At 68.7% G+C, this 13,390-nt stretch carries 15 protein-coding genes; 8 read left to right on the forward strand and 7 right to left on the reverse strand.

The window, feature by feature from the left end:
• The first annotated feature begins 63 nt into the window (after nucleotides 1-63).
• The 6 genes from VMT65_RS03750 to VMT65_RS03775 all read left to right on the forward strand — a co-directional run bounded on the left by VMT65_RS03750 (nucleotide 64) and on the right by VMT65_RS03775 (nucleotide 5,318).
• A complete protein-coding gene (locus VMT65_RS03750; protein ID WP_326306494.1) occupies nucleotides 64-711 on the forward strand; it encodes an O-methyltransferase in 648 nt (215 codons plus the stop codon).
• Between the two features lie 251 nt (nucleotides 712-962).
• On the forward strand, nucleotides 963-1,604 hold the full coding sequence (locus tag VMT65_RS03755; protein ID WP_326306495.1) for a TetR/AcrR family transcriptional regulator: 642 nt from the start codon (nucleotides 963-965) through the stop codon (nucleotides 1,602-1,604).
• Nucleotides 1,605-1,636: 32 nt separating this feature from the next.
• Nucleotides 1,637-2,572, forward strand: a complete 936-nt coding sequence (locus tag VMT65_RS03760; RefSeq protein ID WP_326306496.1) for an ABC transporter ATP-binding protein — start codon at nucleotides 1,637-1,639, stop codon at nucleotides 2,570-2,572.
• Nucleotides 2,569-4,230 carry an ABC transporter permease gene (locus VMT65_RS03765; protein ID WP_326306497.1) on the forward strand — a complete coding sequence of 554 codons (1,662 nt, stop codon included), beginning with the start codon at nucleotides 2,569-2,571 and terminating at the stop codon, nucleotides 4,228-4,230. Before VMT65_RS03760 ends, VMT65_RS03765 begins: the two co-directional genes overlap by 4 nt.
• A 305-nt stretch (nucleotides 4,231-4,535) precedes the next feature.
• Nucleotides 4,536-4,754 (forward strand): hypothetical protein, encoded by a 219-nt coding sequence (locus VMT65_RS03770; protein ID WP_326306498.1) that lies wholly within the window; start codon nucleotides 4,536-4,538, stop codon nucleotides 4,752-4,754.
• A 72-nt stretch (nucleotides 4,755-4,826) separates the two neighbouring features.
• A complete protein-coding gene (locus tag VMT65_RS03775; RefSeq protein WP_326306499.1) occupies nucleotides 4,827-5,318 on the forward strand; it encodes a hypothetical protein in 492 nt (163 codons plus the stop codon).
• Between the two features lie 36 nt (nucleotides 5,319-5,354).
• Here the strand turns inward: VMT65_RS03775 and VMT65_RS03780 are convergent, their stop codons facing one another.
• Nucleotides 5,355-6,539, reverse strand: a complete 1,185-nt coding sequence (locus VMT65_RS03780) for a DUF7373 family lipoprotein (protein WP_326306500.1) — start codon at nucleotides 6,537-6,539, stop codon at nucleotides 5,355-5,357.
• 83 nt (nucleotides 6,540-6,622) lie between these two features.
• The gene (glgC, locus tag VMT65_RS03785; RefSeq protein WP_326306501.1) at nucleotides 6,623-7,837 is read right to left on the reverse strand and encodes a glucose-1-phosphate adenylyltransferase; all 1,215 of its coding nucleotides are present in this window, start codon (nucleotides 7,835-7,837) and stop codon (nucleotides 6,623-6,625) included.
• Between the two features lie 147 nt (nucleotides 7,838-7,984).
• On the opposite strand from glgC, the gene glgA reads away from it, so the two are divergent.
• Nucleotides 7,985-9,187: a glycogen synthase gene (gene glgA, locus VMT65_RS03790; RefSeq protein WP_326307430.1), complete on the forward strand. Its 1,203-nt coding sequence runs from the start codon at nucleotides 7,985-7,987 to the stop codon at nucleotides 9,185-9,187.
• Here glgA and VMT65_RS03795 read toward each other — a convergent pair.
• Nucleotides 9,168-9,650 (reverse strand): GNAT family N-acetyltransferase, encoded by a 483-nt coding sequence (locus VMT65_RS03795; RefSeq protein WP_326306502.1) that lies wholly within the window; start codon nucleotides 9,648-9,650, stop codon nucleotides 9,168-9,170. The genes glgA and VMT65_RS03795 overlap by 20 nt on opposite strands.
• A gap of 69 nt (nucleotides 9,651-9,719) precedes the next feature.
• On the opposite strand from VMT65_RS03795, the gene VMT65_RS03800 reads away from it, so the two are divergent.
• Nucleotides 9,720-10,616 carry a LysR family transcriptional regulator gene (locus VMT65_RS03800; protein WP_326306503.1) on the forward strand — a complete coding sequence of 299 codons (897 nt, stop codon included), beginning with the start codon at nucleotides 9,720-9,722 and terminating at the stop codon, nucleotides 10,614-10,616.
• Nucleotides 10,617-10,634: 18 nt separating this feature from the next.
• On the opposite strand, the gene VMT65_RS03805 is transcribed toward VMT65_RS03800, so the two are convergent.
• From VMT65_RS03805 to VMT65_RS38360, 4 genes are all read right to left on the reverse strand, one after another.
• Complete coding sequence (locus VMT65_RS03805; RefSeq protein WP_326306504.1) at nucleotides 10,635-11,786, reverse strand: methyltransferase domain-containing protein; 1,152 nt, start codon at nucleotides 11,784-11,786, stop codon at nucleotides 10,635-10,637.
• A gap of 15 nt (nucleotides 11,787-11,801) precedes the next feature.
• The gene (locus VMT65_RS03810) at nucleotides 11,802-11,969 is read right to left on the reverse strand and encodes a DUF3117 domain-containing protein (protein ID WP_326306505.1); all 168 of its coding nucleotides are present in this window, start codon (nucleotides 11,967-11,969) and stop codon (nucleotides 11,802-11,804) included.
• Between the two features lie 164 nt (nucleotides 11,970-12,133).
• Nucleotides 12,134-12,727, reverse strand: coding sequence for a DNA-3-methyladenine glycosylase I (locus VMT65_RS03815; protein ID WP_326306506.1), 594 nt, complete (start codon nucleotides 12,725-12,727; stop codon nucleotides 12,134-12,136).
• Nucleotides 12,724-13,311, reverse strand: coding sequence for a DivIVA domain-containing protein (locus VMT65_RS38360; protein ID WP_442790163.1), 588 nt, complete (start codon nucleotides 13,309-13,311; stop codon nucleotides 12,724-12,726). The genes VMT65_RS03815 and VMT65_RS38360 overlap by 4 nt, the downstream gene beginning before the upstream one ends.
• Nucleotides 13,312-13,390 lie beyond the last annotated feature (79 nt).

A 13,390-nucleotide genomic window follows, 5' to 3' on the forward strand; every position in this document is an offset into this window, starting at 1 on the left:
AAATCGCCACCACGGCCGGTCACCGCCACGCCTTACCGGTGTATCGCCATTAGCCTCTACTTCGTGAGCCAGACTCCCGCGGCACAGAACCTGCAGCGCAACCTCGCCTACGTGGAGGAATCCGTCGCCGAGGACGACATCCTCGTGGGCGCGCGCGAACGCGCCCTCGAACTCGGGGCGGCGCCCATCGCGCCCGCGGTGGGCGCGCTGCTCAGCATGTACGCCCAACTGCTGGGGGCGCGGGCCGTGGTCGAGGTCGGGACCGGGGCCGGGGTCAGCGGGCTGTGGCTGTTGGACGGCATGCGCGAGGACGGGACGCTGACCACCATCGACTCCGAACCCGAGCATCAGCGCGCGGCGCGGGAGGCGTTCCGTTCGGCCGAGATCGCGCCCGCGCGCACCCGGCTCATCAACGGGCGGGCGCTGGATGTGTTGCCGCGCTTGGCCGATGGGGCCTACGACCTGGTTTTCATCGACGCCGCGCCGCTCGAGCATCCGCAGTACGTGGTGCAGGCCGTGCGCCTGCTACGCGAGGGCGGGGCGATCCTGTTGCACAACGCGCTGCTCGGGGGTCGGGTGCCCGATCCGGCGCAGCGTGATCCGCAGACCGTGGCGGTGCGGGCCGCGACCCGGGCCATCGCCGAGGATCCGGATCTGACCAGCGTGCTGATCCCGGTGGGGGATGGGCTGCTCTGCGCTTCGCGCGGGTGAGGTGCTGCGCTTCGCGTGGGTGAGGTGCTGCGCTTCGCGCGGGTGAATTAGCAAGTCCTGGTTTCTGTTTCGGTTCGCCGGGAGTGGTCCTCCCGGGGATGGTCCGCGTCGCAATCATTGCGCCGGGCTGGTTTTCCGCGTGCGGAAAGTTGCCGATGTCCGAATGGCCCGCCCCCTGATTTCGTCGTTCCCGCGACCCGGGGACCAAGGACCCTTGCCCTCGGACTGAACACGTGTTTAAGCTATTAAACATGCGTTCAACCGACGATCTCACGACCCGGGCCCGGATTCGCGATGCCGCGATCACCGTGTTCGGGGAGCAGGGGTTCGGGGTCGGCGTGCGTGCCATCGCGGCCGCCGCGGGAGTGTCTCCGGGGCTGGTCAATCACCATTTCGGGTCCAAGGACGGCCTGCGGGAGGCCTGCGACGAGCGGGTCCGGGAGACGATCTGGACCGCCAAGATGCAGTACGTCGAGAACCCCTCGCCGGGCGCGCTCATGCGGCAGTTGGCCGAGATCGAGGAGTTCGCGCCGCTCATGGCCTACGTCATGCGCAGCTTCCAGTCCGGCGGGCCGCTGATGCGGACCTTCTTCGAGCACATGGTCGAGGACACCGAGCACTACCTGCGGGCGGGGATCGCGGGCGGCAGCATCAAACCGCTGCGCGACGTGCCCGCCATGGCGCGCTACATCGCCACCAACAATGGCGGCGGCATGATGATGTTCCTGCAGCTCTACGCGGCCGAGCAGCCCGGGCCGATGGACTTCCGCAAGGCCCTGCGGGAGTACGCCGATCGCATGATGCTGCCCGCCCTGGAGATCTACACCAACGGCCTGCTCACCGATTCCACGGCCCTGGACGCACTCGCCGCACAGACACAGACCGAGCAATAACCACCACCGTCGTTTTCCTCCAAGGAGATTCGATGAACGTTCCTGCCACCCCGGTGATTCAGGTCCGGAATCTGCACAAGCACTTCGGGCAGGTGCGCGCCCTGGACGGCCTCGATCTAGAGGTCGCCGAGGGGGAGGTGCACGGCTTCCTCGGGCCGAACGGTGCCGGGAAGTCCACCACCATTCGCGTCCTGCTGGGCATCCTGTCGCGCACCTCCGGTGAGGCGGTGGTGCTGGGGCGGGACCCGTGGTCGGACGCGGTGGCGCTGCACCGCGATATCGCCTATGTCCCAGGCGATGTCACGCTGTGGCCGTCGCTGTCCGGCGGCGAGACCATCGATCTGCTGGCCCGCATGCGCGGCGGCATCGACACCGACCGGCGCGCCGAGCTGATCCAGCGCTTCGAGCTGGATCCGAGCAAGAAGGCGCGCACCTACTCCAAGGGCAATCGGCAGAAAGTGGCTCTGGTATCGGCGTTTTCGTCGAACGCGCGGCTGCTCATGCTGGACGAGCCGACCTCGGGCCTGGATCCCCTGATGGAGCAGGTGTTCAACGAGTGTGTGGCCGAGGCGGTGGCGCGCGGCACCACCGTGCTGCTGTCCAGCCACATCCTGTCCGAGGTGGAGCGACTGTGCCAGCGGGTCACCATCATTCGCGCCGGTAAGACCGTGGAGTCCGGCACGCTGGCCGAGATGCGGCATCTGTCGCGCACCTCCATCACCGCCGAAATGCTGGGCAGCCCAGGCGATCTCAGTCGGATCCCGGGGGTCGAGGACATCAGCGTGGACGGCAATACCCTGCACTGCCAGGTGGACAGCGAGCATCTGGGCGAGCTCATCCGGGTGCTCGGCGATGCCGGGGTGCGCAGCCTGGTCAGCCAGCCGCCGACCCTGGAAGAGCTGTTCCTGCGCCACTATTCGCTCGACGGCGAGGCACCGGCCGACGCGCGGGAGAAGGTGTCGAAATGACCGCCGTCACCGCCGCCGCGCCGCGTGGCTTCGAAACACCGGCCTTCGCAGCGGATTTCACCGGCACCGGGAAGCTGCTGCGGTTGTATCTGCGGCGCGACCGGATCGTGCTGCCGCTGTGGATTCTGGTGCTCTCGCTGCCGCTGGGCAGTGTCTACGTCAAGAGCATCCAGAAGCTCTACCACCAGCCGTCGGACTTCCACGACTTCGCCGCCGGTGTGCTGTCCAACCCGGCCGAATTGGCCATGTACGGGCCGATCTACAACGACAACAGCCTCGGCGCGGCGGGCATCTGGAAGGCGGGGATGTTCTACACGCTGATCGCCATCGCCACCATCCTCACCGTCATCCGGCACACCCGCGCCGACGAGGAGACCGGGCGCAGCGAACTGCTGGCCTCCACCCGGGTCGGGCGCTTCGCCGGGCTGACCGCCACGCTGATCGTGGCCTACGGCGGCGCCCTGCTCGCCGGATTGATCGGATACGCCAGCATTGCCGCCACTTCGGTGCCGAAGGCGGGCTCGCTGGCCTTCGGGCTGGCCATGGCCGGGTCCGGCATCGTCTTCGCGTCGGTGGCGGCGGTCGCCGCCCAGCTGTCCGCCAGCGCCCGCACCGCGCGCGGCATCGCCTTCGCGGTCCTGGGCGTGACGTTCACGCTGCGCGCCATCGGGGACGTGCGCGCCGGCGCGGGGCCGACCAGCCCACTCACCTGGATGGCGCCGCAGGGGTGGTCGCTGCAGGTGCGGCCGTTCGCTGGCGACCACTTCGCGGTGCTGTGGCTGCACGTGCTCACCACCGTCGTGCTGACCGTGATCGCGTATTACCTGCTGGCACACCGCGATACCGGTGCCGGGCTGATCGCGGAACGGCCGGGCGCGCTGGCCGCCGGGCCCGCGCTGGCCGGTCCGCTGGGGCTGGCGTGGCGGCTGCAACGCGGGACGCTGCTGGCCTGGACGGTCGGACTCGGGCTGTACGGCTTGATGATCGGCAGCATCACCCACGGTGTCGGCGATCAGCTGGGCAGCAGTCAGACCATCCGCGACCTCATCACCCGCATGGGCGGTTCGGCCTCGCTGGAGAAGTCGCTGATCAGCTACGCCTTCACCATGGTCGCGGTGGGCGCGGCCGCCTACGCGGTCTCGGCGGCCCTGCGGCTGCACGCCGAGGAGAGCACCGCCCATGCGGAGGCGGTGCTCACCGGGAATGTCTCCCGAACCCGTTGGGCGGCGTCACATTTGATCTTCGCGCTGCTCGGTCCGTTAGTGGCGCTGGTGGTTTCGGGCCTCCTCGCGGGTCTCGTCTACGGCCGCGCGGCGGGGGATGTCGGCGGCAAGGTGGGCTGGACGCTCGGGGCCGCGCTGGTTCAGGTCCCCGCCGTGTGGACCTTCGTGGGACTGACGGTCGTGCTGTTCGGACTGCTGCCGCGCTTCACCACCGTCGCGTGGGGGCTGCTGAGCGCCGCGGTGGCGGTGTTCCTGCTCGGCTCGCTGTCCGGTTCGCCGCAGTGGTTCCGCGATCTGAACCCCTTCGAGCACGCGCCGAAGGTGCCGGGCGCGGCCTTCACGGCCACTCCGCTGATCATCCTGCTGCTGGTCGACGTGGCCTTGATCACCGTGGGCCTCATCGCCTTCCGCCGCCGCGATCTCCGCTCCGCCTGACCCGACCCACCGCAAACGGCCCGCACCGACCCGTCGGTGCGGGCCGTTTGCATCCTGCGGCGCGGGTCCGGCAGTGGCTCGTCGGGCTGGCACGCGGGGTGCTCGGGCGGTGGTGTGAGCGGTGCCGGGGTGATGGATGGGGCGGGTGGGAAAGTGAAGGCGGGGTGGCGAATTCGTGGTTTTCGGTGTGGGGGCGGGGTGTGGGCGGAGGGGGCGGTGGAGGGGCAGTGGTGGGGGGTGGATTCGGGGGTGCGGGGGTGGTAACTCAGTAAGAGGATCGATTTTTCAGCGAGGAGGTGGGGGACATGTACGAGGGGCTTGCCCTCGGTATTCATCTGCCCGCGGGGTGGCTGTGGCCGACATTGATTTTCTTCGGCCTCATCATTTTCGGGGCCTTACTGGTATTGCTGCTGGTGAGCGGGGCTCGATTCGACGACGGCGCGTCGCATTACGTGCCGACGACCACCGGCACCTGTGAACCGTTCTGCGGTGCCCGCACTCCGGTGCCGGGCTACCCGAACTGATCGGTCGCGTCGAGGTTTCCGGACCGCGTACGCGGTTACTCCACGGGAGTGGTTCGACGAGTGGGGGTTCCCATGGGGCAGCGGGTCCCGGCCGTGGTCGGGTTGTATTTCCGCGAGGCCGGACAGGGTGCGCAGTGGCGGCGCATTGCCGAGTTCCGGCTGACGGCGGAGGGGCACGCCACCTTCCGGGCGGTCGATCCGGTGGAAGGGTTGGTCGCCCGCGTCTGGTACCACCAGGGCGTCGACATTCTCGGTGAGAACCGCACCGTCCTGCCGAGCGAGGGCGCGGCCTTCCTGCGGGCGCTGCTGCAGCCGTTCGGTTTTCGCGACTACTGGTTCCGCGACGACAGCTCACCGCGCAGCGGATTCACCCGCACCGGTCACGCACTGTCGCGGAGCACGCCCGTCGTGAGCCGCGAGCTCGGTGAGAGCGACTGGGCGGCAGGCGAATCCGAATGCGGTGGGTACGACGAGGGGCGATCGGCCCAGGACGGACCCCGGCGTCATCCGTCGACCAGGCCCGCCGCGTGGCGGGTCCTGGACGCGGACACCATCCATTTCTGAGACGCCGCGGATCCCACTGCACCGCATCCTGATTCGCTACAAGCTGTTGGCGAACAGCGCGTACTGCGCCGCCGCCTTCTTCTGAGCGTCGGCGTCGCTGGTGCCGTTCACCACGCCCACGTAGCGCTTGTAGCGCACGTAGCAGCGGCTGGGCGTCTTGTCCGACTGCCGGTGCACGCACTTGGCGTCGGGCACCTTGTCCGGCGCGGGCGCGGCGGTCTCCTGCAGATTGCTGCTCATGCGGGTCACGTAGTCCTCGCCCGCCTTGGCGTCGCGCACCCGTGTCACGAAATTGCCGTCGGCGGAAGCGGTTTCGTCGGCCCCGGTATCGGCCACCAGTTTGACCCAGTAGCCCATGTCATCGGCGAACAGCACCTGCCAGTTGCCCGGGAACACCGCGAAATTGTCCTGGTCGGGGGTCAGCTTGTCGCGGTCGGACACCAGGGTGCGGGCCAGCATGCGATCGGGATCCACCGGCAGCCCGGCGATCTTGTCGGCCGGGGTCTCCTGGAAGGCGTCCACCATCGGGACGTCCGCGTCCAGGGTCTTCTTGGCCCAGGACAGCAGGTCCTGCTGATCGGCACTGGGCCGAATGATGAACAGGGAGATCACGAAGTCCTTGCGCGCCATGGTCACACCGATATTCGGCACGCCCTGCCGCCAGTGCGCGTACGCGTCCGGATAGTCCGGCAGGCTGAGCTTCTGATTCACGTTCAGCGCCACATTGAAGTCGGCGTCCTCGAGTTCGCGGGCCGCGAGCTTGGCGCTGTCGGTGGTGGGGAAGCGCAGCACCCGGGTGGTGATGGTGGTGCCCTTGGGATCCGGCTCGTCATTGATATCGGTGCGATCCGAGCCGCTGGCCGCGTAGCCGGTCACGAAGCCGCGATTGGTCAGCACGCCCTTGACCGCGGTCGACAGGTGGCTGACATTCAACACATCGTCGACCGTGGACAGCACCACGCCGCCGCGACCGATGTTCAACGAGGGGTCGATGTTCACCGTCGGGGCGACGGCCGCCGCCATGCGAATGCCCTCGAGGATGTTGCCCTTGCCGTTGTTGTTGCTGTCGTAGGTATAGCGATTCACCGGATACGACCCGGTGTCGAGGGTGCGCACATCCATTTCACCGGGCACCGCGGTGCCGGACTTGCCGCATCCGGCGAGTAGGGCGGTCAGTGCGAGGCAGGTGATGGCGGTAGCGACACGTGCCGGATGGCCCATGATGATCCCTCCCGCGCGGCCCGGGTGCGGCGGCGCTCCAGATGCACAAGATTTTCCGACCGATATCGGCGGACTGTCCACCCCTAAACCCAGACGCCCTTGCCGACGGTCACCACGCCGCCATTGCTGACCGCGAACCGGTCGCGGTCGCGCTCGAGATCCACGCCGATGATCTCGCCCTCGGACACCACCACGTTCTTGTCCAGAATGGCGTGGCGCACCACCGCGCCGCGGCCGATGCGGGTGCCGGGCATGAGCACGCTGCCCTCCACCGTCGCCCCGTCCTCCACCATCACATTCGAGAACAGCACCGAATTGCGCACCGTGGCCGCCGACAGAATGCTGCCCGCGCCCACGATGGACTCCTGGGCCAGCCCGCCGCGCCCGAACTTGGCGGGCGGAAGGTTCTCGGCCGCACCGCGAATCGGCCAGTGCTTGTTGTAGAGGTCGAAGACCGGGTCCACCGACACCAGATCCATGTGCGCCTCGTAGAAGGCGTCCAGGGTCCCGACGTCGCGCCAGTAGCCGCGGGCCCGGTCGGTGGTGCCGGGCACGATATTGGTGGAGAAGTCGTAGACCGCGGCCGCGCCCGCGCGCACCAGGCCCGGAATGATGTCGCCGCCCATGTCGTGGTCGGAGTCGTTGTCGTCGGCGTCGGCGCGAATGGCGTCCACCAGAACCTTGGTGGTGAACACATAGTTACCCATGGACGCGAAGGTCACGTTGGGGTCGTCGGGGGTGCCGGGCGGGTGCACCGGCTTCTCCAGAAAGCCGATGATGCGGCCGGATTCATCGGAATCGATGCAGCCGAAGGCGCTGGCGCTGCTGCGCGGCACCCGGATCCCGGCCACGGTGACACCCGCCCCGGACTCGATGTGCGCCTGCACCATCTGTTCGGGATCCATCCGGTACACGTGGTCCGCGCCGAACACCACGATGTACTCGGGGTCCTCGTCGTAGATCAGGTTCAGCGACTGCATGATGGCGTCGGCGCTGCCGGTGTACCAGCGCGGGCCCAGCCGCTGCTGCGCCGGAACCGGGGTGATGTACTCGCCGCCGAATCCGGACAGTCGCCAGGTCTGGGAGATGTGGCGGTCCAGCGAATGCGACTTGTACTGCGTCAGCACGCAAATGCGCAGATAGCCCGCGTTGACCAGATTCGACAGCACGAAGTCGATGAGGCGGTAGGCGCCACCGAAGGGAACCGCGGGTTTGGCGCGGTCCTTGGTGAGCGGGAAGAGTCGCTTGCCCTCGCCACCGGCGAGCACGATCCCGAGTACGTGCGGCTGGCTCCTCACACCCTTGAAACTACCGGGTGCGGGCGAACCCGGAATGTCCAGCATGTGCCGTGTTCATCGCGATCTTGCGGGCCCCGTCGATTGGTTAGCCGCCGGGCTAACGTCTAGTTTGAAGCCGTGAGTTACCGCGCGGACGGAACTCGCGGACTGCGAGTGGCCATGATGACCCGCGAATACCCGCCCGAGGTGTACGGCGGGGCGGGCGTGCACGTCACCGAACTGGTGCCGCGACTACGGCAGCTGTGCGACGTCACCGTGCACTGCATGGGTGTGGCGCGCACGGATGCCGTGGTGCAGCAACCGGATCCGATGCTCTACGCCGCCAACTCGGCGTTGCAGATGATGTCGGCGCAGCTGCGCATGGCCGACGCGGCGAGCTTCGCCGACGTGGTGCACTCGCACACCTGGTACACCGGGCTGGCCGGGCATCTGGCCGCCCAGCTCTACGGGATTCCGCATGTGCTGACCGCGCATTCGCTGGAACCGCGACGGCCCTGGAAGGCCGAACAGCTGGGCGGGGGATACCGGCTCTCGTCCTGGTCGGAACACAATGCCGTGACCTACGCCGACGCCGTGATCGCGGTGAGCGAGGGCATGCGCGCCGACGTGCTGGCCGCCTACCCGGACATCGATCCGGCGAAAGTCCATGTGGTGCACAACGGTATCGACGCCGAGGTCTGGCATCCCGGCGGGCCGGTGCCCGGCGTGCGGGACGTGCTGGGCGAGCTGGGGGTGTCGCCGGGGCGGCCCATCGCGGCGTTCGTCGGGCGCATCACCCGGCAGAAGGGCGTCTCGCATCTGCTCGCCGCCGCCCGGTATCTGGATCCCGACATTCAGCTGGTGCTGCTCGCCGGGGCCGCCGATACGCCCGCCATGGAGTCCGAGGTGGCCGCCGCGGTGCGCGCGCTGCGGGCCGAGCGGGACGGCGTGTTCTGGATCAAGGAGATGCTGCCCACCGAGCTGGTGCGCCAAGTGCTCGCCGCCGCAACGGTTTTCGTGTGCCCGTCGGTGTACGAGCCGCTGGGCATCGTGAATCTGGAGGCCATGGCGTGCGGCACCGCGGTGGTGGCCTCGGATGTGGGCGGGATTCCCGAGGTGGTGGTGCACGGGGAAACCGGGCAGCTGGTCCACTACGACCGGACCGCGCCCCAGGACTACGAGCGGGCCCTGGCGCGGGCGGTGAATGTGGTTGCCGCCGACCCGGTCACGGCCGCCGCGATGGGTGCGGCGGGCCGCGACCGGGCGATCGGCGCGTTCGACTGGAACCGGATCGCGGCCCAGACCGCGGGCATCTACGACCGGGTTCGCAAGGGTTGGCCGAGCGCGCCCGTCAGAGGGGATAGCGCATGAACACGTCGGCGCGGTCGTAGGGGCTGGGCGGCAGCTCCGACGGCGGGACGTGCGTGAAACCGATGGACTCGTAGAGGTGCACGGCCGGAGCCAAGCGGGCATTGCTGGCCAGGAACAGCTCCTTCGCGCCCAACCCGCGGACCCGCTCGATGGCCTCGGTCAGGATCACCCGGCCGATGCCGCGGCCCTGAAAGCGCGGCGACACCGCCATTTTCGACAGCTCGAAGACGCCGGGATGCTCCTGGACGAGGGCGACACAGCCGACCGCCTCGCCGTCGATGCGGGCGATCAGCACCTCGCCGCCGCCGTCGACGATCTTCTCGGGATGGTCGAGGGTGGCGAGGTCGGCGGGCTCGACCGAGAAGAACTTCTCGATCCACTCCATATTGAGGTCTTTGAAGGCCCGGGCGTCGGCGGGCGAGGACATGGGCGCGACCACGATCGCTTCCGTCTGCTGAGTCACCCCGAAAGCATGTCGGACATCGAACCATAACGTCCAATACTTGATAACTGCGATCGATATGATCAGCTTATGAACCCCGGGGTGGAGCTGCGGCACCTGCGCTATTTCCTGGCCGTCGCCGAGGAACTGCACTTCGGGCGGGCCGCCGCGCGCCTGCACATCGCGCAGCCCGCGCTGACCCAGCAGATCCAGCGGCTCGAATCCCTGCTCGAGACCCGGCTTTTCGACCGCACCTCGCGCACGGTCGCCCTCACCCCGGCCGGTGTCGTGCTGCGGGACCGCGCCATCGCCCTGCTCGGACACGCGGACCGCGACCTCGCCGAGGTCACTCGCATCGGTCGGGGCAGCCAGGGCACACTGCACCTGGGCTTCGTGCCCTCGGTGCTGCCGCTCGAACCCCTGCGCGGCGTCCGCGAATTCCGTGATCGGTATCCGCTGGTCGATGTGGATCTGGTGGAGGGTTTCACCAGCCACCTGATGGAACGCCTCGCCAGCGGCACCCTGGACATGGCCATCGTGCGCGATCCGGACCCGCTGCCGGGCACCGGCACCGTGCCCCTGATGACCGAGCCGTTCATGGCGGTCCTGCCCGCCGATCATCCACTGGCCGAACGGGATTCGATCACCGGCGCGGAACTCGCCGACAATCCGCTGGTCTTCTTCCCCCGCGCGGCCGGTGGACTCGCCCACGAGAAGAACCTGGCCCCGCTGCTGGAATCGGGTCGGCGTCCCCGAATCGTCCAGGAGGCCACCAACTGGACGATCATCCTGTACCTGGTCGCCGCGGGCCTGGGCGTCACCATCGCCCCGCGCAGCGCCACCTTCACCGCCCCGGCCTCGGTCCGCATCATCCCGGTCGCCGACACCGACGCCGACACCACGATCTACCTCGCCACCCGGGCGGGCGACGATCGGCCCCTCGTCCACAACCTGCTCGAGCTGCTCCCGAACCGATCCCGCGAATAACCCGGCGCGCCAGCGGGTTCAGCGCGGCCGATACACCGAGACCGTGACCGACGCGGTCACCGGCATCGGATCGGGCAGCGCCGCAATCGCTTCCAGCCGCCGCTCGGCCGCATGGAACGCCGACGGCCCCATCCCCACGACATTCGCCACGTCTGCTCGGGAAAGCCGCATCGAGTATTCGACCGACTCCCGCCCGACCAACTCGAACCGCCCCCCGAGCGACTCCGCCAGCCGATCCTGCTTGCCCTCATCCACACTCACCATCCCGAGCGGCCCGATGAGCTCCCCCAAATGCCGCGAGGTGGGCGTCACCACCACGAACCGCCCACCCGGCCGCAACGCCCGCGCCACCTCCTCCGCATTCCGCGGTGCGAACACGCACACCACCACATCCACCACCCCATCCCGAACCGGCAACCCCCGCCACGCATCCGCCAACACCGACCCCGCCCGCACATGCGCCCGCGCCGCCCGCCGCGCCGCCGCCTTCGACACATCCAGCGCGATCCCCCGACCCCCCGCCACCGCATCCAACACCGCCGCCAGGTAATACCCGGTCCCCGCCCCGATCTCGAGCACGCTCGGCATCGCCGACCCGGAGACAGCTGTCGGGACCGCGTCCGCGGCCAGCAGCGTTGCCATGAGGTGTGCTGCGGAGGATGCGGCGACGGATCGTCCGGGAGCGGCGATTCCGGTGTGCGTGGTCGTGGTGGCAGCCGCGGGCGACTTCGCTCCGAATACTGCTGTGTCTCCGAATACTGCTGTGTCGGGGTGTGGCGGTGTGGATTCCGCGACGGTTCTGGCCAGGGCCTCGGCGATCGGGGCGAAGTGGCCTGCGGATTGGAAGGCGGCGCGGGCGTCGAGCATGGCCGGGGTGTCGCCGGTCATTTTGGTGGACGCGCCGGTGAGGAGGCTGACGTAGCCCTGTTTGGCCAGGTCGAAGCTGTGGCCCCCGGGGCAGCGCAGGGCCCGGGCGGGAGTGTCGCCGACGGTCGGGTCGGCGACGGGGCATGCGAGAGGATGGCCGCACTGCGGGCAGGCCAGTATATCGGCGCAGGCCAACAGCCGCTCCGCGGGGGAGGGCTCGGCCGGGCCGAGAGAGGATCGGGTTGTCTTCACCGAGGTGCCGGTGAGCCGGTTCACCGGTTCGGTGCGGCGGCTCACCGGCACGGGCAGGTCAGAGTGCTAACTGGTGACTTCGGTGAGTTCTTTGCCGAGTGCCGCGGCCTCGTCCGGGGTGAGCTCGACGACCAGACGCCCGCCACCCTCGAGTGGAACCCGCATGACGATTCCACGCCCTTCCTTGGTTGCCTCGAGGGGACCGTCCCCGGTGCGGGGCTTCATGGCCGCCATCCTCTGCTCCCTCCAGATCTGCGCGGTCTGCTGCGCACTTTCATGGAACTCCAGTTGTCACCAACCAGGCAGCCCGCCGTATGTGGCGGGCCGCACCATGCCCATTCTTCCCTATCGCGGATCGGGGCGGGTACCTGAGTTCCAAAAACCGACCGACGTGGCGTTCAGCGAGTACTCACATTCACCCAGCAATCGGCGATGTGATCGTCTACCATCCCCGTCGCCTGCATGAGTGCGTAGGCGGTCGTGGGCCCCACGAATTTGAACCCGCGCCGCTTGAGTTCTTTTGCGAGAGCGGTGGATTCGGCTGTGACAGCGGGCACATCGGACAGGGTTCGGGGCCGTTTGCGCCGGGTCGGGGCGTAGGACCAGAGCAGGGTGTCCAGGCTCTCCCCGAGGTCCCGGGCAACCCGCGCATTGTGGATGCTGGCCAGTATTTTGGCACGATTGCGAACAATGCCCGGATCCGCCATGAGGCGTTCCACATCGGCCTCGCCGAACTCCGCGACCCGTTCGATCGCGAACCCCTCGAATGCCGTCCGGAACGCGGGCCGCTTCCGCAAAATCGTGATCCACGCCAAACCCGACTGAAACGCCTCCAGGCACATTCGCTCGAAAAGCGCGTCATCGCCGTGCAGCGGTTGTCCCCACTCCAGATCGTGGTAATCCCGATAAAGCTGGGAGCCCTCCGACCAACCGCAGCGAATCCGGCCGTCGCCGTTCGATTCGGCCTTCGCGGCCGACGAATCCAGGCTCATCGCGCACCCGGCTCGTCGCCGCTCTCGGCCGGGGCGGCCGACTCTCCGGGTAGAACTTGGGGAATGGGCGCGTCGCCATCGGTCCCGACTCGACGCGGCTGCGGCGTGTCGCCGGTGCCCAGCGGCGTGAGCTGTGGATGTTGGGCGGCACCGTTGGGCGACGCCTGGGCGACGACCCCGGCCAGCGGACCGCCCACCCCCGCCTCGGGATTCGGCGCGGTCCCGGATTGCGCCGGCGCGGGCTGGGTTCCGGTCGTCGCGAGTGCCGTGGGCGCGGCCGCGGTCGCGGATTGGGCCGTCCCGGCGGTCGCCTGGGCGAGTTGGCCCTCGAGTTCGTCGATGCGGGCCGCGAGCCGGGTCAGCGCCCAATCCACCTCGCCCGCCTTGTAGCCGCGGAAGACCTGCTGGAAGCGCAGCGCGCGCACGTCACAGCCGCTGATGCCCGCCGCGGGCAGCACGGTGACGGTCGTCCCCTCCGGTAGCGGCCCGAGCTCCTCGGACCGCCCGAAGATCGCACTGGCCACCAGGAACAGCAGCGCGGCCACCAATCCGACGATCAGCACGTACAGCAGCATCGTGAGCATGCGTCCGAGCTTAGGCGGAGCACGCGCTCGGGTCCGCCCGCACCCTGGCGGAAACCCGCCCTCGAATTACGTGCTCCCG

The organism is Nocardia sp. CDC153 (assembly GCF_035818515.1).
In the GTDB taxonomy this organism is placed as follows: domain Bacteria; phylum Actinomycetota; class Actinomycetes; order Mycobacteriales; family Mycobacteriaceae; genus Nocardia.